Origin of the sequence: Rhodococcus sp. 05-2254-2 (genome assembly GCF_002259095.1) — a bacterium.
Taxonomy (GTDB): Bacteria; Actinomycetota; Actinomycetes; order Mycobacteriales; family Mycobacteriaceae; genus Rhodococcoides.
Map to the genome: position 1 here is coordinate 102,035 of NZ_NOZJ01000002.1, position 25,129 is coordinate 127,163.

Annotated in this window: 23 protein-coding genes; 18 read left to right on the forward strand and 5 right to left on the reverse strand. The window is 64.9% G+C overall.

Annotated features, from left to right (window positions below; all coding sequences use genetic code 11):
- Nucleotides 1-19: 19 nt before the first annotated feature.
- Both CH283_RS04485 and CH283_RS04490 read right to left on the reverse strand, forming a co-directional pair.
- A complete protein-coding gene (locus CH283_RS04485; protein WP_068049855.1) occupies nucleotides 20-694 on the reverse strand; it encodes a response regulator in 675 nt (224 codons plus the stop codon).
- Entirely contained in the window at nucleotides 691-2,244 is a 1,554-nt protein-coding gene (locus CH283_RS04490; protein WP_231893851.1) for a sensor histidine kinase, read from the reverse strand. The genes CH283_RS04485 and CH283_RS04490 overlap by 4 nt, the downstream gene beginning before the upstream one ends.
- A 174-nt stretch (nucleotides 2,245-2,418) precedes the next feature.
- Between CH283_RS04490 and CH283_RS04495 the strand changes: the two genes are divergently transcribed.
- From CH283_RS04495 to CH283_RS04515, 5 genes are all read left to right on the forward strand, one after another.
- Nucleotides 2,419-3,816 carry a cation:dicarboxylate symporter family transporter gene (locus CH283_RS04495; RefSeq protein ID WP_094639284.1) on the forward strand — a complete coding sequence of 466 codons (1,398 nt, stop codon included), beginning with the start codon at nucleotides 2,419-2,421 and terminating at the stop codon, nucleotides 3,814-3,816.
- Between the two features lie 130 nt (nucleotides 3,817-3,946).
- Entirely contained in the window at nucleotides 3,947-4,456 is a 510-nt protein-coding gene (locus CH283_RS04500; protein ID WP_303396119.1) for a glutathione peroxidase, read from the forward strand.
- A gap of 55 nt (nucleotides 4,457-4,511) precedes the next feature.
- Nucleotides 4,512-5,213 carry a DUF2334 domain-containing protein gene (locus tag CH283_RS04505; RefSeq protein WP_094639328.1) on the forward strand — a complete coding sequence of 234 codons (702 nt, stop codon included), beginning with the start codon at nucleotides 4,512-4,514 and terminating at the stop codon, nucleotides 5,211-5,213.
- Between the two features lie 189 nt (nucleotides 5,214-5,402).
- A complete protein-coding gene (gene thiM / locus CH283_RS04510; RefSeq protein ID WP_176460321.1) occupies nucleotides 5,403-6,221 on the forward strand; it encodes a hydroxyethylthiazole kinase in 819 nt (272 codons plus the stop codon).
- Between the two features lie 193 nt (nucleotides 6,222-6,414).
- The gene (locus tag CH283_RS04515; RefSeq protein ID WP_094639286.1) at nucleotides 6,415-7,041 is read left to right on the forward strand and encodes an LppP/LprE family lipoprotein; all 627 of its coding nucleotides are present in this window, start codon (nucleotides 6,415-6,417) and stop codon (nucleotides 7,039-7,041) included.
- On the opposite strand, the gene CH283_RS04520 is transcribed toward CH283_RS04515, so the two are convergent.
- Nucleotides 7,038-7,676 carry an MBL fold metallo-hydrolase gene (locus tag CH283_RS04520; protein ID WP_068049930.1) on the reverse strand — a complete coding sequence of 213 codons (639 nt, stop codon included), beginning with the start codon at nucleotides 7,674-7,676 and terminating at the stop codon, nucleotides 7,038-7,040. The two genes, CH283_RS04515 and CH283_RS04520, sit on opposite strands and share 4 nt — an antisense overlap.
- 96 nt (nucleotides 7,677-7,772) lie before the next feature.
- On the opposite strand from CH283_RS04520, the gene purS reads away from it, so the two are divergent.
- From purS to CH283_RS04535, 3 genes are read left to right on the forward strand one after another with little or no spacing between them, the layout of a single operon-like run.
- The gene (purS, locus tag CH283_RS04525; RefSeq protein WP_032395924.1) at nucleotides 7,773-8,024 is read left to right on the forward strand and encodes a phosphoribosylformylglycinamidine synthase subunit PurS; all 252 of its coding nucleotides are present in this window, start codon (nucleotides 7,773-7,775) and stop codon (nucleotides 8,022-8,024) included.
- Nucleotides 8,021-8,698 (forward strand): phosphoribosylformylglycinamidine synthase subunit PurQ, encoded by a 678-nt coding sequence (purQ, locus tag CH283_RS04530; protein WP_094639287.1) that lies wholly within the window; start codon nucleotides 8,021-8,023, stop codon nucleotides 8,696-8,698. The genes purS and purQ overlap by 4 nt, the downstream gene beginning before the upstream one ends.
- Before the next feature lie 36 nt (nucleotides 8,699-8,734).
- On the forward strand, nucleotides 8,735-9,085 hold the full coding sequence (locus tag CH283_RS04535) for a VOC family protein (protein ID WP_094639288.1): 351 nt from the start codon (nucleotides 8,735-8,737) through the stop codon (nucleotides 9,083-9,085).
- 124 nt (nucleotides 9,086-9,209) lie between these two features.
- Here the strand turns inward: CH283_RS04535 and CH283_RS04540 are convergent, their stop codons facing one another.
- On the reverse strand, nucleotides 9,210-10,106 hold the full coding sequence (locus CH283_RS04540; RefSeq protein WP_068049926.1) for a hypothetical protein: 897 nt from the start codon (nucleotides 10,104-10,106) through the stop codon (nucleotides 9,210-9,212).
- Nucleotides 10,107-10,164: 58 nt separating this feature from the next.
- Between CH283_RS04540 and CH283_RS04545 the strand changes: the two genes are divergently transcribed.
- Nucleotides 10,165-11,472 carry a M18 family aminopeptidase gene (locus CH283_RS04545; RefSeq protein ID WP_094639289.1) on the forward strand — a complete coding sequence of 436 codons (1,308 nt, stop codon included), beginning with the start codon at nucleotides 10,165-10,167 and terminating at the stop codon, nucleotides 11,470-11,472.
- A gap of 412 nt (nucleotides 11,473-11,884) precedes the next feature.
- Here the strand turns inward: CH283_RS04545 and CH283_RS04550 are convergent, their stop codons facing one another.
- Nucleotides 11,885-12,649: a nucleoside phosphorylase gene (locus CH283_RS04550; protein ID WP_255183083.1), complete on the reverse strand. Its 765-nt coding sequence runs from the start codon at nucleotides 12,647-12,649 to the stop codon at nucleotides 11,885-11,887.
- Nucleotides 12,650-12,762: 113 nt separating this feature from the next.
- Between CH283_RS04550 and purL the strand changes: the two genes are divergently transcribed.
- The 9 genes from purL (at nucleotide 12,763) to CH283_RS04595 (ending at nucleotide 25,129) form a co-directional block, all read left to right on the forward strand.
- Nucleotides 12,763-15,054: a phosphoribosylformylglycinamidine synthase subunit PurL gene (purL, locus tag CH283_RS04555; RefSeq protein ID WP_094639290.1), complete on the forward strand. Its 2,292-nt coding sequence runs from the start codon at nucleotides 12,763-12,765 to the stop codon at nucleotides 15,052-15,054.
- Between the two features lie 83 nt (nucleotides 15,055-15,137).
- Nucleotides 15,138-16,865 carry an alpha/beta hydrolase gene (locus tag CH283_RS04560; RefSeq protein WP_255183085.1) on the forward strand — a complete coding sequence of 576 codons (1,728 nt, stop codon included), beginning with the start codon at nucleotides 15,138-15,140 and terminating at the stop codon, nucleotides 16,863-16,865.
- A complete protein-coding gene (locus CH283_RS04565; RefSeq protein WP_255183084.1) occupies nucleotides 16,862-17,515 on the forward strand; it encodes a CPBP family intramembrane glutamic endopeptidase in 654 nt (217 codons plus the stop codon). The genes CH283_RS04560 and CH283_RS04565 overlap by 4 nt, the downstream gene beginning before the upstream one ends.
- 5 nt (nucleotides 17,516-17,520) lie before the next feature.
- Nucleotides 17,521-17,907 (forward strand): sterol carrier family protein, encoded by a 387-nt coding sequence (locus CH283_RS04570; RefSeq protein ID WP_094639292.1) that lies wholly within the window; start codon nucleotides 17,521-17,523, stop codon nucleotides 17,905-17,907.
- A 125-nt stretch (nucleotides 17,908-18,032) separates the two neighbouring features.
- Nucleotides 18,033-19,595 (forward strand): amidophosphoribosyltransferase, encoded by a 1,563-nt coding sequence (purF, locus tag CH283_RS04575; protein ID WP_068283319.1) that lies wholly within the window; start codon nucleotides 18,033-18,035, stop codon nucleotides 19,593-19,595.
- A 116-nt stretch (nucleotides 19,596-19,711) separates the two neighbouring features.
- The gene (locus CH283_RS04580; RefSeq protein WP_094639293.1) at nucleotides 19,712-21,397 is read left to right on the forward strand and encodes an ABC transporter substrate-binding protein; all 1,686 of its coding nucleotides are present in this window, start codon (nucleotides 19,712-19,714) and stop codon (nucleotides 21,395-21,397) included.
- 56 nt (nucleotides 21,398-21,453) lie between these two features.
- Nucleotides 21,454-22,494 carry an ABC transporter permease gene (locus tag CH283_RS04585; RefSeq protein WP_176460326.1) on the forward strand — a complete coding sequence of 347 codons (1,041 nt, stop codon included), beginning with the start codon at nucleotides 21,454-21,456 and terminating at the stop codon, nucleotides 22,492-22,494.
- Complete coding sequence (locus CH283_RS04590; protein WP_094639295.1) at nucleotides 22,494-23,462, forward strand: ABC transporter permease; 969 nt, start codon at nucleotides 22,494-22,496, stop codon at nucleotides 23,460-23,462. Before CH283_RS04585 ends, CH283_RS04590 begins: the two co-directional genes overlap by 1 nt.
- The gene (locus tag CH283_RS04595) at nucleotides 23,459-25,129 is read left to right on the forward strand and encodes an ABC transporter ATP-binding protein (RefSeq protein WP_094639296.1); all 1,671 of its coding nucleotides are present in this window, start codon (nucleotides 23,459-23,461) and stop codon (nucleotides 25,127-25,129) included. The genes CH283_RS04590 and CH283_RS04595 overlap by 4 nt, the downstream gene beginning before the upstream one ends.

A 25,129-nucleotide genomic window follows, 5' to 3' on the forward strand; every position in this document is an offset into this window, starting at 1 on the left:
ACATGCGGCGCCAGCCGCTCTAACGCCACACGTAACGGACCTGAGGTCGCCCGGCTCTGCCGTATTCGGTGTGCCGGGTGACCAGGCCGTCGTCGGCGAGGCGCTCGAGGTACCGCCACGCGGTCACGCGGGACACTCCGACGACCTTGGCGGCCTCGGATGCGTTGAGTCCGTCAGCGGCTTCTCTGACGCTGGCGGTGATGCCGTCCATGGTTTGTGGAGCAATGCCTTTGGGCGTCGACACGCGTTCGTCGGCTGTTCGTAGATGTGCCATGGCGCGGTCGATGTCGCGTTGACTCGACGCGTTCTCGCCGGCAGGCAACGCGGCATGGAATTCGCGATAGCGCTCGAGCTTGTCGCGGAACGCGGCGAACGTGAACGGCTTGAGCAGATACAGCACGATGCCGTGTGCCACCGCCGAACGCACCACCGACAGATCCCGCTCGGAGGTGATGGCGATGACGTCGGGACTCGGCCGCAGACCACCGAGCGCGGCCGCGACGTCGATGCCGCTCGCATCGGGCAGCCCGATGTCGAGCAACACCAGATCGACGGCCTCGGTACTGGCGAAGCGCATGGCCGAAGCGCCGGTGTGCACCACCCCGGCCACCTCGAAGCCCGGGGTGCGCTCGACGTACGTCTTGTGGGCCTCGGCGATCAAGGGTTCGTCGTCGACGATCAGTACCCGGATCACGACGTCGAGCCCGGGATGGTGGCAACCATGACAGATCCGTACGTCACTTCCGACGTCAGAGTGCCCCGATGGCGGTTGATGACCTGGGCCACCAGCGCCAGCCCCAGACCGCGTGAGCCGGACTTGGTCGAGTAGCCGCGCCGCAGAGCAGCTTTCAGCGTCTCGGGCGGCATTCCGGGACCACTGTCGGCAACGCGTACGACGAGTTCGGCGTCGGCGTCACGGACGGTCACTTCGACCCACGGCTGATCGGATTCTTTCGAGGCATCGATGGCATTGTCTATCAGATTGCCTACCAGCGTGACCAATTCGCGGGCCGTCAGCACTCCTTCGTCCTCCATCGCCGTGTCGTCGGTGATGGTGAGCTCCACACCCTGCTCGGCAGCTTGACTGACCTTGCCCAGCAGCAGCGCCGCGAGTGCAGGCTCGCCGACGGAGTTCATCAGGCGGTCGATCAGCGTCTGCGAGAGTTCGAGATCGGCGGTGGCGAACTCGACGGCCTCCTGCGGCCGGCCGAGCTCGACCATGGTGATGACGGTGTGCAGCCTGTTCGCCGACTCGTGCGCCTGTGAACGCAGCGACTCCGCAAAACTGCGCACCGAGTCCAATTCGCCCATCAACGAACGCAATTCGGTCTGATCGCGGATGGTCAGCACATTGCCCAGGCGTCGGCCCTCCCACATCACCGGATCCTGATTGACGACGAGCACCCGATCCTTCGTCAGATGCAACTCACCGCGCACGATGCCGGTGTCCATCTGCTGCATCGACTCCGGCAGCGACGCGAGCGAGACCGGGCCCTCCGGCAGATCGAGCAGGCGTCGGGCCTCGTCGTTGACCAACTCCGCCTCGTCGCTGCGGCCGAACACCAACAAGCCTTCACCGATCGAGTGCAGGACGGCATCGTGATGCTCGTACATCGTGCGCAGTTCCGCCGGCGCCATCCCCAGTGTCTGACGCCGGAGCCGGCGGCTGAGTAGCGTCGATCCCGCTGCGGCGACGACGAACGCAGCGAGCACGACCCCGATGATCAGCGGGAGTCCCTGGAAGAACTGATCACTGATCTTCTGACGGGTGACGCCGGCGGAAACGAGGCCGACGATCTCACCTTCTGTATCTGTGACCGGGGTGACCGAACGGATCGACGGCCCGAGCGATCCCACGTACGTCTCGGTGAACGTCTCGCCTTGTAGCGCGCGATCGATGTTGCCGCTGAACGGTTTACCGATCAGGTCGACGGTGGTGTGCGTGAACCGCGTGCGATCCGGGGCCATGACGACGATGAAGTCGACCCCGGTGACCTGACGGATCTTCTCGGTTTCCGGCTGCAGACGTGACGTCGGGTTTTCGGATTCGATCGCAATGGGCGTCGACGGCTCGTTGGCGATGCTGACCGCGATCGCCGTGACTTCGCGTCGGGTCGCGTCGTCGCTGTTGGACCGTTCGTTGAGCACCGTCAGGATGCCGCCGGCGAACACGACGACCCCGATGACGACGAGCTGCAACACCAACACCTGGCCGGCGACGCTCAGCGGACGTTTGGTGGACAACGGATTCCTTTCGCGCAAGAACAGTCGGTGTGAACGAAATGAACGTATAGGTGACTCCTGTCACCTCGTGCAGCAACATCATCTCTCAGCAGGGGTGATGCACCTCACTCCACTCCCCGTAGTCACGAAGTCCGCAGTTCGACTCGCGCTTCATTTGAACCAGAAGGAAGACTCATGACAACCATCGATGCCGAGCGGTTCGACAATCCGCCAGCCGAGCCCAAGAAGAAGCGCGACAAAACTCACTGGCTCTACATCGCCGTGATCATTGCCGTGATCGCAGGTGTGATCGTCGGCCTGACCGCTCCGGGTGTCGGCACGGAACTCGCGGTGCTCGGCACGCTGTTCATCAGTCTGATCAAGATGATGATCAGTCCGGTCATCTTCTGCACCATCGTCCTCGGCATCGGTGCCGTCCGAGCCGCAGCCAGTGTCGGCCGCGTCGGCGGAATGGCCCTCGGCTACTTCATCGCCATGTCGACGATCGCGCTCGGCATCGGCATGGTCGTCGGCAACCTCATCCAGCCGGGAACGGGCCTGAACATCCCCAGCTCCGGCGCGGTAGACAAGTACGTCGATCAAGCTGAGGGTGCCGGCGGCACCATGGACTTCATCGCCGGCATCATCCCGGAGACGCTGGTTTCCGCGCTGACTGCTGGAAGTGTGTTGCAGACGCTGTTCGTCGCTGTTCTCGTAGGCTTCGCACTTCAGGCCATGGGCAAGAGCGGCGAAGGCATCCTCAAGGGCATCGGCGCAGTACAGAAGCTTGTCTTCCGCGTCCTGACCATGATTTTGTGGGTCGCCCCGATCGGTGCGTTCGGTGCCATCGCCGGTGTCGTCGGAGCGACGGGATGGAACGCAGTGGTCCAACTCGGCACTTTGATGCTCGCGTTCTACATCACCTGCTTCATCTTCGTCTTCTTCTTCCTCGGCCTGATTCTCAAGTTCGTCACCGGCTTCTCGATCTTCAAGCTGGTGAAGTACCTGGCCCGTGAGTACCTGCTCATCGTCGCCACCAGCTCGTCCGAGTCGGCCCTGCCGCGTCTGATCGCCAAGATGGAGCACGTCGGAGTGCAGCGCACCACCGTCGGAATCGTCGTCCCCACCGGATACTCGTTCAACCTCGACGGCACCGCGATCTACCTGACGATGGCTTCGATCTTCATTGCCGACGCCATGAACATGCCGCTCTCTCTCGGAGAGCAGTTCTCGCTGTTGCTGTTCATGATCATCGCCTCGAAGGGTGCGGCCGGAGTGTCCGGAGCCGGCCTGGCAACCCTCGCCGGTGGCCTGCAGAGCCACCGCCCCGAGCTGCTCGACGGAGTCGGCCTCATCATCGGCATCGACCGGTTCATGTCCGAGGCCCGCGCGGTGACGAACTTCTCCGGTAATGCCGTCGCAACCTTGCTGGTCGGCACCTGGACCAAGACGATCGACAAGGATCGGGTCAACACCGTTCTCGACGGCGGCCTGCCGTTCGACGAGGAGACCATGGTCGACGACCACCTCCCCGAGGACGAGCGACCTGCCGACAAGCAGGTCATCATCGAAAAGCACGCCGCCAAGGCGTGATACCTGCCGGGCGCCGCGCATCCCCCCGTCGCCCGGTTCGGAAGAACCAAGAACGACCCCGCCACCAGCGGGGTCGTTCTTGTTTTTCGTACGTCGGTTCCATTCTGTCGGTACTCACAGGTAAGTTCGGATGATGACTGAAGTTCAGAACATCGGCATCAACACGCTGGGTGGTGCGCCCACCTCGCTCGACGAGTACGCCGGAAGGGCCGTCCTCGTGGTCAATGTCGCCTCCAAGTGCGGACTGACCCCGCAGTACGAAAAGCTCGAGAAGCTCGCCAACGAATACTCGGCGCGAGGCCTGTCTGTCGTCGGAGTGCCCTGCAACCAGTTCGGTGGCCAGGAACCCGGCACCGCAGAAGAGATCGAGACCTTTTGCTCCACCACGTACGGCATCACGTTCGCGATGACCGAGAAGGTCGACGTCAACGGTGACAACCAGCACCCGTTGTACGCCGAACTGACCAAGACCGAAGACGCCGACGGCAAGTCCGGAGACGTCCAGTGGAACTTCGAGAAGTTCCTGATCTCGCCCGACGGCGTCGTGACCGATCGTTTCCGTCCGCGCACCGAGCCGGACGCACCCGAGGTGCTCGCAGCGATCGACAAGATCCTGCCGAAGGACACGATGGCCGTTTAGCTTCTGTCTGCATCGACGTCGGGCCTCGTTCACGCTGGTGTGCGAGGCTCGAGTCATGTCTGGACGCCTGATCGTGTCGGTGAGCGGAATCAAGAACGACACCTACGAGCACGCCGCCGAGTTCGCGCGGATCCTCGACGGTCGCGGCGTTCCGTTGTCGCTGCTCGTCGCACCACGGCTGAAAGACAAATACCGCCTCGCAGCCGACGTGCCCACCCAGGAATGGTTGCGGGCGCAACGCGACGGCGGCGACGCGATCGTTCTGCACGGCTACGACCAGGCCGCGACGAAGCGTCGACGATCCGAGTTCTCCTCGCTGCCGCGTCACGAAGCACGACTGCGTCTGATGGCCGCCGACCGCGTCATGGAACAGACGGGCCTGCGCACCCGAGTGTTCGCCGCTCCGCGCTGGATCGCCTCACCCGGTGCGGTCGAGGCACTCCCCGACGCGGGATTCCGAATGTTGGCTGCGCTGAACGGTATTCACGATCTCGAGCGTGACGGCATCGTGCGTGCTCGGGTGTGGGGAATCGGCGAAGGATTCAAAGCCGAACCGTGGTGGTTCAAGGCACTGGTAATCGGCGCAGGCCGCACCGCGCGACGTGACGGAGTGGTGCGCCTGGCCATCAGTGCCAAGCAACTCGGACGCCCGGGACCGCGACAGGCAATCCTCGACGCCATCGACCTCTCCCTGCACCACGGAGCCGAGGCCGGCGTATACGAATGGCTGCCGCGCAGCAACTCTCGCGTGGCCTAGCAAGCCGTTCGCTGCCCTCCACCCCACCCCACCCCACCCCGCGTCAATGGACCATTGCACGGCTCAGACGTCTGCAATGCGCCATTCACGCGTACGGGGTTGTGGCGTGAATGTGCCATTGCACCGCTCAGACGTATGCAGTGGTCCATTGACGCGAACGGGGTGAGTGCGGTCGTAGACTCGTCAGCGATGAGTAATTCGAGCGTGACCCTGGACGACATCGTTGCCGCACATCGACTTCTGCGCGAGCGCAATCCGCTGGTGCAGTGTCTGACCAACACGGTGTCGGTGCAGTTCGTCGCCAACGCGCTGTTGGCCGCGGGGGCCGCGCCGGCGATGGTGGACAACCCCGAGGAAGCGGCAGGCTTCGCCGAGATCGCCGACGCGGTCCTGGTCAATCTCGGAACTCCGACGGCGGCGCAGGTGGAAAGTTCTCACCTGGCGTCGGCCGCAGCGAGGGCAGCGGGGAAGCCGTGGGTACTGGATCCGGTGGGAGCCGGCGGTCTGCCGTGGCGAACGCAGGTGGCCGTCGAGCTACTTGTCAACCGGCCCAGCGTCATTCGCGCGAACGCGTCCGAGGTCATGGGACTGGCGGGTGCCGAAGGTGGATCGCGCGGGGTGGATTCGTCTGCACACGTGGCAGATTCGGTCGATGCGGCCCGGTCGCTGCTCGATCGGGCCGAGGTCGTGGCGGCGTCGGGGGAGACCGATCACATTCTCGGCCCCGACGGCATGGTGAAGGTGGGCGGCGGAAGCGCACTGCTGCAACGGGTTACGGCTACCGGGTGTGCGCTCGGTGCGCTGACGGCTGCCTACTGCTCGGTGTCGCCAAATGTGCTGATCGGTGCCGTCGCGGCGCACGCGCATGTTGCGGTCGCGTCGGAGATCGCTGCCCGGTCGACGTCGCGGCCGGGGTCCTTCGCTGCCGCGTTCCTCGACGGACTCGACACGGTCGACGAGTCGGCACTTCGTGAATTGGTTCGGCTCGACATCGGCTGGCCTGAATGACGCGTGCTCCAGTGTGCAACTGATGCTCCACTGTGCCGAAATTTCCGCGGGAATGTCGCGAAATGTGCGCGTAGTGGTGCGAAAAATGCAGATCGCTGCGGAGGTAACGTCCTCTTGACCGAAACGTGATGTAACGGAACACGTTTGCGAGCGGACATACCTGGCGTCGGGCAAATCGAACCAGGTGGTCTCAATGAAACGTCTTCTACTCCTCGTAGTCAGTGCCACAGCCCTCGTCGCCTGCGGCGGAGCGGAGCAAGGAACCCCGTCGGCAGCACCGTCCTCGGCCGTTCCGGCAACCACCCAGGCAAGTCCGGCACCGGTGACGCCCGGCCCGGCCCCCGTGACCGAGGGAGCACAGCCGCAGCGGACGCCACCCGAGGAGGCCAGCGACCTGGTTCCGATGGGCCCGCCGGTAACGGAGTCACAGTGCCTGAGTCTGACGTCGGCTCCGGTGACCGCGGCCGTCGACTCACTGCCTCTGGTGTTCGCGGATTCACCGTGGGTTGCCACGCGGATCGACGACCCGTGTGCGTCGTTCACCTGGGTCGAAGCCATGCCGTACGGCGCGACGGTCAGCTCACCGACACATCTGCTGTTCTTCCACGACGCCGAATATCTGGGTACGGCCACGCTTGAGCCGTACGGATTCACCTCTGTCGCGGCGCAATCCGCCGACACGATCACAGTGAACTACCGCTGGCCGCTCGCGAACGATGCCAATGCCAATCCCACCGGCGGCCCGGTGACGATCGACTACCGCTGGGACGGGACACAGGTCGCCATGATCGGCACCCTCCCGCCCGAGGTCACCGGCTAGATCGAGACGGACGATTCCTCGGGAAGCTCGCGGATTTCGGCGTCGGACATCTCCTTGAAGCGGCCGTAGTAGACGCCCCTGGCCTGCTCCGCGACGATGGCCTGGTGGATGGGGAATGCCATCCTGGGGTTCACTGCTCGCAGGAATTCGACGGTCTCGGAGAGCTTCGACCACGGCGCGGCAGCGGGGAGCGCGAGAACCTCGACCTGCTGCTCGGGGACGAACAGCGAGTCGCCCGGGTGGAACAGCTGGCCCGGATTCTCCGGAGTGCCGAGCAGGTAACCGGTGTTGTCGATCTCCGGCAGTTCGGGATGGATGACGGCATGGGTGCCGCCGACGCCGGTGACCGTGATGCCGCCGACCGTGAAGGCCTGACCCGCGGGAGCCGGAGTCCACTGGCCGCCGAGTTGGCCTGCGGTCATCGGATCGGCATGCAGTGCCGCACGCGGATTCGCCTCGACCAGAGCGGGAAGTCGCTGCAGATCGACGTGATCCGGGTGCTGATGGGTGACGAGGATCGCGTCGAGTCCGGTGATGCCTTCGAACCCGTGAGAGAACGTGCCGGGATCGAACAGCACGGTGGTGCCGTTGAGTTCGACGAGAACGCAGGAATGTCCGAAGTGTGTCAGCCGCATGGTCCCCACAGTAAGCGCGGTTTCGCGCCTCCCGCCAGGGCTGCGTAGACTCCCACCTGCCGGTAACCAGCCGTACGTATTTCAAGGAGCGCTTTCGTGGCCCGAGTCGTTGTCGATGTCATGCCCAAGGCCGAGATTCTCGATCCGCAGGGTCAGGCGATCGCCGGTGCACTGGGCCGTCTTGGCATCTCCGGTGTGTCCGACGTCCGCCAGGGCAAGCGTTTCGAACTCGAGGTCGACGACACGGTCGACGACGCCGAGCTCGAGAAGATCGCGGAATCGCTGCTGGCCAACACCGTCATCGAGGACTGGACGGTCACTCGCGTGTCGGTAGAGCCCGCCGCATGAGCGCCCGCGTAGGAGTCATCACCTTCCCCGGGACCCTCGACGACGTCGACGCCTCTCGCGCGGTCACCCTCGCAGGTGGCGAAGCCGTCAGCCTGTGGCATGCCGATGCCGATCTGAAGAACGTCGACGCCATCGTGGTCCCCGGCGGATTCTCCTACGGCGACTACCTCCGCGCCGGAGCGATCGCCCGCTTCGCCCCCGTGATGGAGTCCGTCGTCAAGGCCGCCGAGGGCGGTATGCCGGTTCTCGGTATCTGCAACGGATTCCAGGTTCTGTGCGAAGTGGGCCTGCTCCCCGGCGCGCTGACTCGCAACGAAGGGCTGCACTTCGTCTGCCGCGATCAGTGGCTGGCAGTGGAGAACACCGACACCGCGTGGTCGTCGCGTTACGAGCCCGGTGCTGAGATTCTGATTCCGGTCAAGAATGCCGAGGGTCGATTCCAGGCACCGCAGAACGTGCTCGACGAGCTCGAGGGTGAGGGCCGGGTGGTCTTCCGTTACAGCGGCAGCAACCCGAACGGATCACAGCGCGGGATCGCCGGGATCTCCTCGGCCAACGGTCGAGTCGTCGGTTTGATGCCGCACCCCGAACACGCCACCGAGCCGCTCACCGGACCGAGCGACGACGGCCTCGGCATCTTCTATTCGGCACTGGACACGATCGTCAACGCCTGACTCGAACGTGTCGGTGGTCGCGGTTACTGTGCCGCCATGACACTGAACTTGGCGATGATCACGTTCGACACGACCGACCCGGGACCGCTCGCCCGCTGGTGGGCCGCGCAGGCGGACGGAACGATCGTGGAGGAGAACGACGGCTGGTTCTACGTCGTCGAACTCGCGTCGGCACCGTATCGAATGGCCTTCCAGAAGATCGACGACCCGACGCCAGGCAAGAATCGCGTCCACCTCGACATGACCACCGGTGACCTCGACGCTGAGGTCACGCGGCTCGTCGAGGCGGGTGCAAGCGAAATTGCGCAGCACACCATGGGCGACTTTCGCTGGGTGACACTGACCGATCCCGACGGCAACTCGTTCTGCGTGTCCGGTTCGCACTGAGCGGCGGATGCCCGCCCAAGCTTGGATGACGCTCGTGGTCGGCTGGGACGTCTTTGCGATGCTGCTGCGGGACGGCCCACCACCCCGCCGCCCGAACAGCGGGTCTACCGGCACGTGACCGCGGTCAGGCCGCGGCCGCCGGCAGCTCAGCCAAGGTAGCGGCGAAAACTCCCGTGGGCCCGCCCGATACGTCGCAGTACTCGCCGTCCCGCCAGAAGAACACCGAGCGTGACAGTGGGCTAGGCGTGTCACGAGTGAACATATCTGCCAGCTCGGCGAGCTCGGCTGCTGCCGCGAGCGCCACGTCGGCGTTGCGAGGCCGGTGAAAAATGAACTCGTAGGCATTGGGAACGACGAACAATACGCCGTACAGACATTCGCCGAGGTGCGCGGAGATCAGCGTGGTCATATCGGCGACCTTCGACGCGAGGTAGATCGAATCACCGCTGAGGACCTCGATGTCGACGCTGTTTCTGCTGAGAACTCGGCCGTCCTCGAATTTCAGCGCTGCGGTGTTCCTTCGGCCGGCGGCCCAGGCGGCGTCCAGGTCTCGGCCGACAAGATGCCGATCTGCCAGTGTCACAGCGCGATTCGGAGAAGACAGGTTCAGCACCCGTCGCGGTGCGCCCGGCACGTCGAGTAGCGGGACGGAATACTCGTACTCGCACTCACCCATGGCCGCCAGGGCGGACGGAGCGATGACGCGCTCGCGCAGCCTCGAGTAGAACTCGTCGTCCGACAATCCGGTGAAGAACGTGGGATCCGCCTCGCGCATCATCTCGATCATCAGGTCGACATAGCCGGCAATGATGCCGTCCCACGCCGATCGACTCACCCCGGAGCATCGGGCGAACACGTTGTTCAGTGACATGCGAACGCCCGAGCCCACCGCCAACGTCGTCGCATCCTCGCGGTGAACCACCACCCCACGCTTGCGAAATGCTTCGATCGTCTTCATTCGCACGATGGCGAATGTGGTCGCGTGAACTGCGCCGTAATCAGGCAGAGAATGAAATTTCATGAAGTCGTCCCCCCGGTCGGTGTGTGCTCTCGAGGTGTTCGACGCGGCGGCTGCCACAATGGTTCCCATGTCGACTCACGCCTCCGCAACCGGTCTCTGCAACTTCGTCGACGTCTCTCCGTCACCGTTTCACGTGTGCCGGACAGTCTCCGTCCAACTCGACGACGCAGGATTCGTACGGCTCGACGAGACCGATACCTGGCCTACGGAAGCAGGCCGCTACTACCTGATCCGCGGCGGATCACTGGTCGCCTGGAGCACCGAGAGCAGTAGTTCGGGTCGTTCCGCAGGCTCCACTCCTGATGGCCCGTTCCGTATCGTCGGCGGACACACCGACAGCCCCAACCTCCGCGTGAAGCAACATCCCGATCTGCAATCCGCGGGCTGGCAGATGGTGGGCCTCGAGCCGTACGGCGGTGCGTGGCTCAACTCCTGGCTCGATCGCGATCTGGGCATTTCCGGCCGGCTGAGTGTGCGCGACGGAAACGCGGTGCGCGAGGTTCTGGTGAAGGTCGACGAGCCCATTCTGCGAGTCCCGCAGCTTGCGATCCACCTCTCCGAGGATCGCAAGGGTGTCACCCTCGATCCGCAGCGACACGTCAATGCCATTTTGGGCGTGGGCAATTCGCCACAATCGTTCATCGCATACGTCGCCGAGCGAGAAGGCGTCGACCCGCATTCGGTACTGGGTTGGGAGTTGATGACGCACGATCTGGCGCCCAGTGCCGTCGTGGGTGTCGAGTCCGAACTGGTCAGCGCGCCACGTCTGGACAATCAGGGCACCTGCTACGCCGGGACTCAGGCTTTGCTTGCCGCAGTGGACAATCCGACCGCTGTCACGCCGGTGCTGGCCCTGTTCGACCACGAGGAAGTCGGCAGTATGTCCGACCGCGGCGCGTTCTCGGATCTGCTGAACACCGTGCTCGAGCGCATCGTGCTCGGACGCGGCGGCGGCCGTGAGGAATTCCTGCGCACGATGGCCGGATCCATCTGTGCCTCAGGCGATATGGCGCACGCGACGCATCCCAACTACCCGGACCGGCACGAGCCCGCGCATCGCATCGAACTCGGTGGGGGACCGGTGCTCAAGGTCAACCAGAACCTGCGTTATGCAACGGATTCCGCGGGTGCCGGTGCCTTCGCGCTCGCCTGCGATCAGGCCGGAGTTCCTCTGCAGCGCTACGTACATCGAGCCGATCTGCCCTGCGGCTCGACCATCGGACCCATCACTGCGTCGCGCACCGGCCTGTCCACGGTGGACGTCGGCGCAGCGCAGCTGGCCATGCACTCGTCGCGAGAGTTGATGGGAGCCAGTGACGTGAAGTCCTACGCCGACGCGTTGGCGGCATTCCTGGCCCCAGTCTGAGACCGTTCGGCGGTCGCAAATGCGCGCGCATTCGTCAGGTGCTCGCGGATTGGTGACCTGTGCTGGGGCGATTTCGCGCGCGTGTGGCAAACGCGCGCGCATTTGCGGGGGTGCGGGGCGGAGGGTGTGGACGGAGGCTGAATACCGCGGCGCAACACCGTTCCCCGTTCCCCGTTTCTCGTTTCCCGTTTCTCGTTCGTCGGTCGCAAATGCGCGCGCATTCGTCAGGTGCTCGCGGATTCGTGACCTGTGCTTGGGGCGATTTCGCGCGCGTGTGGCAAACGCGCGCGCATTTGCGGGGGTCGGGTGTGGGGGGTAGGCGGCGGAGGTGAGTCAGCGACCCGGTGAACCAGAACCAGCAACCCAGTGAATAGGAATCAGCAACCCAGTGAACCGGCAACCCGCGTCTCGGCTAGATCGGGCTCAGTTGCAGGCATGCATCGGCTGCGAGCCAGAACAACTGTTCGCGCACTGTCGTGGCCTTGGTCCAGCCGCGGTGGTCCCAGTCGGCGGCGAGGGAGTCACCCGCGTACAGCAGTTGCGCGAATCGCACGCCGCGGAATCGTGCGACGGCGCAGAAGGCCGAGGCTTCCATGTCGACGGTTCGGCATCCCTCTTCGACGCGGCGGGAAACGCGCGCACGGGTCTCGCGGTAGAGCGCATCGGTGGTCCACGAGCGGCCGGTGACGAAGTCGACTCCGGCGTCTGTGAGCACGGATTGCAGCACGGCAACCCCTGCGGGATCGGCGTCGACGATCCGTCCCGGCGGTAGGTAGTGGAACGAGGTGCCCTCGTCACGCAGGGCGCTGTCGACCACCATCACGTGTCCCATGCCCAGGTCGTCGGACAGTGCCCCCGCGCCGCCGACGGCCACGAACTGGGTGCAGCCCATCGCGATGGCCTCTTCGAGGAACAGCGCGGCCAGCGGAGCTCCGACGCCGGGGTGGAAGACAGCAAGTTTCTCCCCGTTCCGTTCGATCTCGTAGACGGGATGTTCGCCGTGCTCGGAGCGCATGATCGAGACGACTCGGGCGTCGCCTTTCGCGCAGATGCTCTCGATCACCTCGGAGAAGAAACAGACGACGGCTTTCGGCGGTACGTCGACTCCCTTGGCCACCATCGACGGGTCGATGACGCCCGTTTCGTCCAGATCGTTCTCGGTCAGCGCGATGTCCATCAGGTGATGTTCGCACGACCGAAGAGTGACCCCGCACGACCGATGCCGTACATGTCGCACGGTCCCGATAGACTCTCCCTGGCATTTCGCTCCATCGAAGGGACCTATTCCTCGTGTCCGCTAGCTCTGTACCCACAGACACTGTCTCCAACGCCGTCGCCACCCCCGACGTAGCGCAGCCGTACAAGGAACTCGGACTCAAGGACGACGAATACGTCCGCATCAAGGAAATCCTCGGCCGTCGGCCCACCGACGCCGAGTTGGCGATGTATTCCGTCATGTGGAGCGAGCACTGCTCGTACAAGTCCTCGAAGGTGCACCTGAAGTACTTCGGTGAGACCACCACCGACGATATGCGCAAGCCCATGCTCGCCGGTATCGGTGAGAACGCGGGCGTCGTCGACGTCGGCGACGGCTGGGCCGTCACGTTCAAGGTCGAGAGCCACAATCACCCGTCGTACGTCGAGCCCTATCAGGGTGCGGCGACGGGCGTCGGCGGCATCGTCCGCGACATCATGGCCATGGGCGCTCGCCCGATCGCCGTCATGGACCAGCTGCGATTCGGTGCTGCCGATGCACCCGATACGCGCCGCGTCCTGAGTGGCATCGTCGCAGGCGTCGGTGGCTACGGAAACTCCCTCGGCCTCCCCAACATCGGCGGCGAGACGGTGTTCGACGCCTCCTACGCCGGTAACCCGCTGTTGAACGCTCTGTGTGCCGGTGTCATGCGCGTCGAGGACATGCATCTCGCGTTCGCGTCGGGCCTGGGCAACAAGATCATTCTGTTCGGCGCCCGCACCGGTCTCGACGGCATCGGCGGCGTGTCCGTGCTCGCGTCGGAGACCTTCGACGGAGACGAGACCGGCGGGGGCCGCAAGAAGCTCCCGGCCGTGCAGGTCGGCGATCCGTTCACCGAGAAGGTGCTCATCGAGGCCTGCCTCGAGCTGTACTCCAACAAGTTGGTCGTCGGCATCCAGGATCTCGGCGGTGCCGGATTGTCCTGTGCCACTTCCGAACTCGCGTCCGCGGGCAGCGGCGGCATGCGCATCGAGCTGGAGAAGGTGCCGATGCGCGCCACCGGCATGACGCCCGCCGAGGTGCTCTCGAGCGAATCCCAGGAGCGCATGTGCGCGGTGGTGACGCCCGAGAACGTCGACGCGTTCATGGCGGTCTGCCGCAAGTGGGACGTCCTGGCCACCGTGATCGGTGAGGTCACTGACGGTGAGCATCTGCAGATCACGTGGCACGGCGAGACCGTGGTCGACGTTCCGCCGAAGACCGTTGCGCACGAGGGACCGGTGTACAACCGTCCCGTGCAGCGACCCGCCACCCAGGACGATCTGGTCGCGAACACCACTGCGTCGCTGAAGCGTCCGGAGACCGGTGACGAGCTGCGGGCGACGCTGCTGAAGATGATCGGCTCGCCGCAGCTGTGCAGCCGTCGATTCATCACCGAGCAGTACGACCGCTACGTGCGCGGAAATACCGTCCTCGCCGAGAACGCCGACGCCGGCGTCATCCGCATCGACGAGAAGACCGGTCGTGGAATCGCTTTGGCCACCGACGCGTCGGGCCGCTACACCGCACTCGATCCCTACCAGGGCGCGCAGCTCGCGCTCGCCGAGGCGTTCCGCAACGTCGCTGTCACCGGCTCGACGCCCAAGGCCGTCACCAACTGCCTGAACTTCGGCTCGCCCGAGGACCCGGGCGTCATGTGGCAGTTCCAGCAGGCCGTGCGCGGACTGGCCGACGGCTGCGTCACCCTCGGCATTCCGGTGACCGGCGGCAACGTGAGCTTCTACAACCAGACCGGTGCCGAGCCGATCCTGCCGACACCCGTCGTCGGTGTGCTCGGCGTGATCGACGACGTGCATCGCCGCATCCCCACCGGCCTCGGACTCGAGCCCGGTGAGACGCTGATCCTGCTCGGCGACACCTACGACGAGTTCGATGGGTCGATCTGGGCGCAGGTCGAGCACGATCACCTCGGCGGCGTGCCGCCCAGGGTCGATCTTGCCCGCGAGCAATTGCTCGCCGACATTCTGCTCTCGTCCTCGCGTGACGGACTGGTCTCGGCAGCCCACGATCTGTCCGAGGGTGGCCTCGCGCAGGCCGTCGTCGAAGCTGCTCTGGCCGGTGAAACCGGTTGCCGCATCATCGTTCCCGAGGGCGCCGATCCGTTCGTGACACTGTTCTCCGAGTCCTCGGGCCGCGTACTGGTCGCGGTACCGCGCACGGAAGAAACTCGCTTCACCGGCATGTGCACCGCCCGCGGTCTGCCGTGGGCACGCATCGGCGTCGTCGACGAGGGTTCGGATTCGATCGAGGTGCAAGGGCAGTTCTCCGTCCCGATGACGGAGCTGCGCGAGACGTTCGAGAGCACTCTTCCCAGACTCTTCGGCTGACCGAGGTGGGGGGACGCACATCGGAGCAGCGCCACGACGAGGTCGACGCGACACTCGAGCAGGACCAGCATCATCGGTACCACCTGCCCTCGGTCGAGTTCGTCGTCCCCTCACCCGCCGAGCATCCGTTCGTCATGTGGGCCTGGGGCCTGCTGCGCCTGGACTTCACCGGAATTGCGTTCAGCGCGTTGTTCTTCTGCTGGTCGTTGACTCCGTCTCTGCTCCCTCGTGGATGGCTGTTCCAGGGCATCATCGGCGGTATCAACGCGGCCATCGGCTACGCATTCGGCGTCGCGGTGGGGTGGGCCGTCACTCGGTGGTGGCTCTCGTCCCGATCGTGGTGGCCGTTGCCGCGCAAGGTCGAGCTGGCCGTCAAGGCTGCCGTTCCTGTCCTCGCGATCGCGGCGTCGATGATCATGCTGGCGATCTCGGCGGAATGGCAGCGTGAGCTGGCCGCTCTGATGGACGCGGAGGGAACCACCACGACGGGGTATTTCCGCACCGGCGCGCTCAGCATCGCCATTGCGGCCCTGTTGATCTCGGTGTGGCGGGTGTTGCGTGACTTCGTTCGTCTGCTCGCCCGTCAGATCAACCGCGTCGTGAAGATGCCGCGCGAAGTGGCCAATGCGCTCGGGGTCGTCGTCCTCGTCGTGTTGTCCGTCGCCCTGGTTCAGGGTGTCCTGCTGCGCGCGGTCTCCGAGGTCACCAACTCCGTGTTCAGTCTGCAGAACGACGAAACCCGGGACGGCGCAGAACAACCCGTCGCCGACGAACGCTCCGGCAGCCCGAACTCGTTGGCGCCATGGGACACCCTCGGATTCGAGGGTCGCAACTTCGTCTCCAGCGGACTACGGGCCGACGAGATGGAGCGGGCAACGGGCCGCCCCAGCCTCGAACCGATCCGGGCATACGCAGGCCTGGAAACGGCAGAGACCCAGGACGAGCGACTGAACATCGTGGTCGCCGAACTCGAACGCACCGGGGCATTCCAGCGCGCGGCTCTCGTCGTCGTCCCGACCACCGGAACCGGATGGGTCAATCCCACCGCCATCGAAGCCGAAGAGCTCATGTTCGACGGCGATGTCGCCACCGTCGCATCCCAGTACTCGTACCTGCCGAGTTGGATCTCCTTCATCGCGGAGGGAGACAAGGCCGCGCAGGCAGGCAGAGCTCTGATCGACAAGGTGCACGACCGCTGGCTGGAGGAACCGGAGGCCACGCGCCCGAAGTTCTACGTCTACGGCGAGAGCCTCGGTACCCAGGCGGGTGAAGGAGCGTTCGACGGTCTGGCCGACATCCGGGCCACCACCGACGGCGTCCTGTGGGTTGGACCGCCGAACAACAACCGCATCTGGAGTCAGTTCGTCAGCCGACGCGACCCGGGAAGCCCGGAGGTGCGGCCGGTCTACTCCGAGGGACTGACGGTCCGATTCGCCGACAACTCGTCGGGTATCCCGCCAGAGGATCAGCCCTGGTACGAGCCGCGGATCCTCTACGTCCAGCACGCGTCGGATCCGGTGGTCTGGTGGTCACCCGACCTGCTGTTCGAGCGTCCCGACTGGCTGTCCGAGCCACCGGGGCCGGACCGGCTGCCGAGCATGCGATGGTTCCCGGTCGTGACCTTCTGGCAGGTGGCCGCCGATCTGACCAACGCCGCGGGCGTTCCCGACGGACACGGCCACAACTACGGAACCCTCGTGCTCGACGGCTGGGTGGCCGTTGCCGCACCCGAGGGGTGGACCGACCGCGACACCGAACGAGTCCGCGGAGTCATGGAGCAGTTCGCCGGCCGAGACGGTCCCGAGAAGTGAGAACCGCAGTGACGGCCGGAGTGGAGCCTGTGGAACGACCCATTCTGGCCGGAGTGGAGCCTGCGGAACGACCCATTCTGACCGGAATCGCGACGACGGCGTGGAGTACCTACCTCGTTCCCGCGCTGGGTCTCGATGCCCGTGGACGGGCAGTGGCCAACGCGTCGTTCGCCGTCGGTGTGGCTGCACTGTCTCGAACGAGCGCAGCAGAGCTGGGCCTGCGCAATTTCGCTGCCGGCCTGAAGTGGGGCGCTGCGGCGTCGGCGGTGCCGGTGCTCGGATCTGCCGTCGTCGCCGCGATTCCCGCGTTGCGACGCCGCGTCCGGCCGTCCGAGGACGAACTGGCCGAGTGGGTCCTGTTTCGCATCCCGGTGGGAACGGTACTGACCGAGGAACTGCTCTTCCGCGGTGTGCTCGACGCCGCGTCGCCCGCTCTGTCGCCGATCTTCTTCGGGCTCTGGCACATTCACCCGGCCCGCGCGGCGGGTGACACCGTGGTCGGAACTGTGGTGGCAACGGCAGCGGCCGGTGTGGTGTTCTCGTGGCTTCGAGCCCGCAGCGGCAGTGTGCTCGCGCCGGCTCTGCTGCATTACTTCCTCAACGCCAGCGGCGCCGTTCTGGCGCATCTCGCTGCGAACGACAGGAGTTAGACGCAGTGCCACCGCACAAGGAAGTCGGCCCCGCCGAGGTACGCGAGGCCGTTCTGGCCGTCGAGCAATGGATCAAGGGTGAGGCGGACAAGCCTGCGCGGGCGCAGATTGCCGCCGCGGTACGCACCACTGCCAGAACTCTCGGCCAGAATGCGCCGGGATCCTCGGTGGAGGTGCGGGTACCGCCGTTCGTCGCGGTGCAGTGCATCGTGGGGCCGCGTCACACCCGGGGGACACCGCCGAACGTGGTCGAAACCGACGCGCTGACGTGGCTGCAGGTGGTCACCGGAATCCGGGATTTCGCCGACGCTCTCGCCGACGGTTCGATCGATGCGTCCGGCAGCAGAGCGGCCGAAGTGGGTCGCTGGCTGCCGCTGTTGTCCATCAGGTGATCGGTTCGAATCGGACACACGTTCACCTACTGGGAATCTCCCGTACACACGATGCGTTGACTCCGGTCGTGTGCCCGTAGACTCAGGCACGGCCCCCCGCCCCGTCCCCCAAGGGAGCAATGCCCGTGACCAACGCCGATTTGTCGGTCGACAGTCCGAATCTTCTGCTAGGCAAACCCCTCGACGAACCGGAGAACGAGCCGCGCGAGGAGTGCGGTGTGTTCGGAGTGTGGGCACCGGGCGAGGATGTGGCCAAGCTCTCGTACTACGGCCTCTATGCGCTGCAGCACCGTGGACAGGAGGCTGCCGGCATCGCAGTGTCCGACGGTTCCCAGGTGTTGGTGTTCAAGGATCTCGGTCTCGTCAGCCAGGTGTTCGACGAGCAGACGCTCGGTGCGATGCCCGGGCATGTCGCCATCGGGCACTGCCGCTACTCCACCAGTGGTTCGGTCACGTGGGAGAACGCGCAGCCGATCTTCCGTACCACCACTGCCGGGACCGGGATTGCACTCGGCCACAACGGAAACCTGGTGAACTTCGCCGAGCTCGCCACCAAGGCGCGCGACGCAGGGCTGATCAGCGACCGACTGCAGGGCAACGGCACGTCGGATTCCGACGTGGTGACCGCGCTGCTGGCGCACAAGGCAGCCGACTGCACCATCGAGCAGGCGGCGATGGAACTGCTGCCTCTGCTCAAGGGTGCCTTCTGTCTGACGTTCATGGACGAGCACACTCTCTACGCCGCGCGTGATCCGCACGGCGTTCGACCGTTGTGCCTCGGCCGCCTCGATCGCGGCTGGGTGGTTGCCAGCGAGACTGCGGCACTCGACATCGTCGGTGCCGCGTTCGTCCGCGACATCGAGCCCGGTGAACTGCTCGCGATCGATGCCGACGGTGTTCGGTCCTCACGCTTCGCGGCTCCCGAGCCCAAGGGGTGCGTGTTCGAGTACGTGTATCTCGCTCGTCCCGACAGCGTCATCGGTGGTCGTTCGGTGCACTCGACGCGCGTCGAGATCGGACGTCGTCTCGCGAAGGAACATCCTGCCGAGGGGGACCTGGTCATCCCGGTGCCCGAGAGCGGAACTCCCGCTGCGGTCGGTTTCGCGCAGGGCTCCGGCATCCCCTACGGCCAGGGCTTGATGAAGAACGCCTATGTGGGCCGCACGTTCATTCAGCCGTCGCAGACCATTCGTCAACTCGGCATCCGGCTCAAGCTGAATCCTCTCAAAGAGGTCATACGGGGCAAAAGGCTGGTGGTGGTGGACGATTCGATCGTTCGCGGCAATACCCAGCGCGCCCTGATCAGGATGCTGCGCGAGGCCGGTGCGCTGGAGATTCACGTGCGAATCGCGTCGCCGCCGGTGCGCTGGCCCTGCTTCTACGGCATCGACTTCGCTTCTCCCGCAGAGCTGATCGCCAACGGTGTCGATTCCGAGGACGGAATTCTCGAGGGTGTTCGGCAGGCGATCGGTGCCGATTCGTTGGGGTACATCTCCATCGACGGCATGATCGCGGCCTCCGAGCAGCCTGAATCCCGGTTGTGTGCAGCATGTTTCACCGGCAAGTATCCGATCGATCTGCCGGCCGACAACGCACTCGGCAAGCACGTTCTCGAGGGTCTGCTGGCCTCGGCGGCCGGGCAGCCGGTGGACAACGACGCGAACGTGAGTGCTCTGAGTCGTCCCTGAGCAGGGCGTTCCTGCGAGGGAACAGCAGGGTTTTCTCAATGCCACATATTGGAAACAGTCCGTCGGTACTGTCCTTTCAGTTACATAGGACACACCGATTGGATAGAGGCTTTCAGATGACCCTGTCGCCCGACGACGGACGCATGCAGCGCTACAGCGCGGCATCGAAGACCGCTGCACCCGGTACAGCGGGACGCAAACACGGCAAGAAATTTGCTGCAGTGGCAGCACTGTCGGTACTCGCATTGACTGCGGCAGCCTGCGGCTCGGGCCGCACCGACGAAGCCGGTGGCTCCGGTGAGGGCAGTGGCGACACCATCACCGTCGGCACCACCGACCAGGTGACGTCACTCGACCCGGCGGGCTCGTACGACAACGGCTCGTTCATGGTCATGAACCAGACGTATCCCTTCCTGATGAATTTCGCGCCCGGTAGCTCCGAGCTCGAGCCCGATGTCGCCGAGAGCTGCGATTTCGCCGAGCCGACCGTCTACACGTGCACGCTGAAGGACGATCTGACGTTCGCGAACGGCAACCCGCTGACGAGCGAGAGCGTGAAGTTCTCCTTCGATCGCATCGTCGCCATCAACGATCCCAACGGACCCGCGTCGTTGCTGACGAACCTCGACAGCATCGCGACTCCGGACGAGAAGACCGTCGAGTTCACGCTCAAGGCCGCGAACGATCAGACGTTCCCGCAGATTCTGGCGACACCGGCGGGCCCGATCGTCGACCAGACCGTGTTCCCGGCAGATTCGATTCTCGACGACGACGCCATCGTGGCGGGCACCCCGTTCGCCGGCCCGTACTCCATCGCGAGCTACGCCAAGAACTCCCTCGTCAGCTTCACCGCGAACGGTGACTACAAGGGCATCCTCGGAACCCCGAAGACCTCGTCGATCAACGCGAAGTACTACACCAGCTCCGACAACCTCAAGCTCGACGTGCAGAACAAGGCCATCGACGTCGCATGGCGATCGCTGACCCCGACGGATGTCGAATCGCTCGGCAGCGTCGACGGTCTGACGGTGCACGAGGGACCCGGCGGTGAATCGCGCTACATGGTCTTCAACATGAACACGATGCCCGGTGACACCCCTGATCAGAAGCTGGCCGTGCGCAAGGCAATTGCGGCCTCGGTGGATCGCCAGGCGCTGTCCGACGGCGTCTACAAGGGCACCTACACCCCGCTGTACTCCGTCGTACCCACAGGCCTGGCCGGTGCGAACACCGCGTACGGCGACGTCTACGGCACCACCCCGAACCGCGACGAAGCAGCCGGATTCCTTTCTGCCGCAGGCGTTGCCACCCCGGTGCAGCTCAACTTGCAGTACAACCCGGACCACTACGGTTCGAGCTCGAGCGAGGAATACGCCGCGATCAAGAGCCAGCTCGACGCGACGGGCCTGTTCAACGTGAACCTGCAGTCCACCGAGTGGAGCACGTACACCAAGGAACGCGTCGCCGACGCCTACCCGGTGTACCAGCTGGGCTGGTTCCCGGACTACCCCGATGCGGACAACTACCTGACGCCGTTCTTCGGGCCGGACAACTTCCTGCAGTCGCACTTCGAGAGCCCGGCCATCACGTCACTGCTCGATCTCGAGCGCACGACCGCCGACGAGAATGCGCGGATGCAGATCATCGGTCAGATTCAGACCGAGCTCGCGACGAACTACCTGCCGACGCTTCCGTTGTTGGAGGGCAAGCAGATCGCCGTCGCCACCGACGAGATCAGCGGCGTGGACGAGACTCTCGACGCCTCGTTCAAGTTCCGATTCGTCACTCTCGCCAAGGGCTGACCGGCGTGCCCACTACCGACAGCACGACGGTAGAGGGCGAGAAGCAAGCACAGCAGGTGAGCGCGCCGTCACGGTACGGCGCGCTCGCCCGCTATCTCGGGGTCAGATTTCTGCTGATCATTCCGACTGCCTGGATTCTCGTCACCGTCGTGTTCTTTCTGATGCGGGTGATCGGTGATCCGATCACCGCGGCCCTCGGTGGTCGCCTACCTGCCGAACAGATCGCCCAGCGCAAGGCCGAGGCCGGCTACGACCGACCCATTCTGACGCAGTACTGGGAGTACTTGACCGGACTGTTGCGCGGCGATTTCGGCCGCTCCGCCACCGACAACCGCGCGATCAGTGACGTCCTGCTCGTCAACGGTGCTGCCACACTGGAATTGGCGTTCTGGGCACTGTTGGTCGCCTTCGCGGTCGGCATCCCGCTCGGATTCTTCGCCGCCACCCATCGGGACCGATTCGGCGACGCCTCGCTGCGGATCTTCGCGATCCTGGCGTACGCGGCTCCGGTGTTCTTCGTCGGCATGTTGCTCAAGCTGCTGTTCGCAGTCAAGCTCGGCTGGCTGCCTGTCGCCGGTCGTGCCAGCACCAATGTGGAACTGGCACTGCAGAACGTCTCGCCCAAGACCAACATTCTGATCGTCGACTCGTTCCTGTACGGCGAGCCGAGCTACATCGTGGACGTGCTCGAGCATGCCGTACTACCCGCACTCGCCCTGGGTCTGTTGACGGCCGGAGTGTTCCTGAGGCTGGTGCGCGTCAACCTGATTCAGACGTTGCAGGCACCGTTCGTCGACGCTGCGCGCGCTCGCGGATTGAGCGAGGGCACGGTGACGCGACGACATGCGTTCCGCAACGCCATGATTCCCATCGTCACCGTCATCGGCCTGCAGATCGCCGTGCTCCTCGGCGGTGCGGTACTGACCGAGACGACCTTCGAGTGGCAGGGCCTGGGCTACGAACTCGCCCGGTACCTCCAGCAACGCGATTTCGTTGCGGTGCAGGGCATCGTGACGTTCCTGGCCGTCGTGGTCGCCGTCGTCAGCTTCGTCACCGACGCGATCGTCGCACTCATCGACCCGAGAGTGAGGTTCTGATGAGCACCGAAGTCGTGCTGTCCGACGTCCCTCCCACCCGTCCGCACCGTCGAGGATTTCCCGGCGTCGCATTCGTCAAGTCCACGTCCGGGTTGCAACGTGTCACCTTGATCGTCGGGTTGGCCCTGATGGTGGCGTTCGTGATCGCCGCAGTGTTCGCCCCGCTTCTCGCGCCGTACGGGTTCTCGCAGACCAGCGACGCCGGGCAGGATTTCGCCCGACAAGCAGCCCCGTCCGCGCAGCACTGGTTCGGCACCTCGGTTCGCGGTGAGGACGTGTTCTCGCGCGTGATCTACGGTGCCCGAACGGCATTGATGGTGATCGCGTCGTCGTTGATTCTCTCGCTCATCATCGGTGTTCCGCTCGGCCTCGCCTCGGGCTACATCGGCCGTTGGTTCGACCGCGTGCTCGTGCTGTTCATGGACGCGATGTACGCATTCCCGTCCCTGCTTCTCGCGGTGGTCATCTCGATCGTCGTCGCAGGCGGCCAGTCGTCGAGCTTCGGTGGCATCGCATCCGCAGCCATCGCCATCACGGCCATCTTCGTCCCGCAGTACTTTCGCGTCGTGCGCAACGCCACGGTGGCGGTCAAGACCGAACCGTACGTCGACGCCGCCCGGGTCACCGGTGCCGGCACTCCGCGAATCCTGTTCCGGCACATCCTCGCCAATGTGGTGCAGACGCTGCCGGTCATCATCACCCTCAACGGTGCCGAGGCCATCCTGACCCTCGCCGGACTCGGTTTCCTCGGATTCGGCATCGAGCCCACCTCCGCCTCGGAGTGGGGATACGACATCAACAAGGCGCTGCCCGATATCTCCAACGGCATCTGGTGGACGTCGGTGTTCCCCGGCCTGGGCATCGTGTTGGTGGTGCTCGGCCTGACCATGGTGGGCGAAAGCGCAAGTGAGACACTCAATCCGCTGCTGCGCACCCGCAAGAAGTTCAAGAAGGCGGTGAAGGTATGACATCGAGTGTTGCAACTCCACGCGAGTCCGCATTGTCGGTGAAGTCGTTGTCCGTCACGTTCCTCACCGACGCCGGCGAAGTCGATGCCGTCACCGAGGTCTCGTTCGAGGTGTTCCCCGGCGAAGTACTGGCCGTGGTGGGGGAGTCCGGATCGGGCAAGTCCGTCAGCGTCCGATCCGCCATCGGCCTGCTCCCCGACACCGCACGCGTCGAAGGACACGTGGTACTCGGTGGCCAGGACGTGACGACGCTGAGCAACAAGGCGTGGGCGCAGTTGCGCGGCAACAAGATTTCGATGGTGTTCCAGGAACCGGGCAGCGCCCTCGATCCGCTGTTCACCATCGGCTATCAGATCGTCGAGGCGTTGCGGGCGCACACACGCGCCAGGAGTGGAGCCGGCGGAACGACCCGAAGTGACGACGGTAAGCGAATGTCGGCGAAGGATGCCAAGATTCGGGCCGTCGAGCTGTTGACGATGGTGGGTCTGCCCAATCCCGAGCAGCGCTTCTCGTACTACCCGCACGAGCTCTCGGGTGGGCAGAAGCAACGCGTCATGATCGCGATCGCCATCTCGTGCGAGGCGAAGGTCATCATCGCCGACGAGCCGACCACCGCTCTCGACGTCACGGTGCAGGCCGAAATCCTGGACCTGCTCCGTGATCTCAAGGATCGGCTCGGCTGCGCCATCGTGCTCATCACCCACAGCATGGGCGTCGTGTCCGACCTGGCCGACCGCGTCGTCGTCATGCAGAACGGCCGCGTCGTCGAGGAAGCTCCGGTGGCGCAACTCTTCGACGCACCCGCCGACGACTACACCAAGAAGCTGCTGGCCGCGGTGCCGACCCTCGCCGCCGTGGAGTCCGACAAGACGGTAGACACCTCGGGAGAACCGGTACTCGACGTCTCGCGTCTGGTGGTGCAGTTCTCCGGCGGCGTCGGCTCACCTGCGTTCCGGGCGGTCGACGACGTCTCGCTCACCATCCACCGCGGCGAAACCCTGGGGCTGGTGGGCGAATCCGGCTCGGGCAAGTCCACGATCGGCAGATGTGTTGCAGCACTGCAGAAGCCGACCAGCGGCAGCGTGACGGTGATGGGGCAGAACATCGCAGGCGTGAGCGAACGCAAGCTGAAGCCGTTACGTAAGCGATTCGGCTTCGTCTTCCAGGACCCGTCCGCATCACTGAACCCCCGACTGACCGTCGGGCAGTGCATCGCCGAACCGATGATCGTGCACAAGTACGGCTCCAAGGACGCGATCGCGGCGAGGACGACCGAGTTGCTCGACGCCGTGCAACTGCCGTCGGGCACCGACAAGCGCTACCCCCACGAGCTCTCCGGTGGGCAGCGGCAACGCGTCAGCCTGGCGCGGGCACTGGTGCTGGGACCTGATCTGGTGGTCGCGGACGAGCCGACCAGCGCTCTGGACGTGTCGGTGCAGGCAGCCGTGCTCGATCTGTTCGAGGCACTGCAGCAGGAATTCGGCTTCGCCTGCCTGTTCATCAGTCACGACCTCGCGGTGGTCGACCGCGTCGCGCATCGCGTGGTGGTGCTGCGCAACGGGGCAATCGTGGAAGAGGGAACACCGTGGAAGATCCTGCGATCGCCGGAGGCCGACTACACCAAGAAGCTGTTGGCGGCGATCCCGGGCAAGCGCCTGCACACGTGA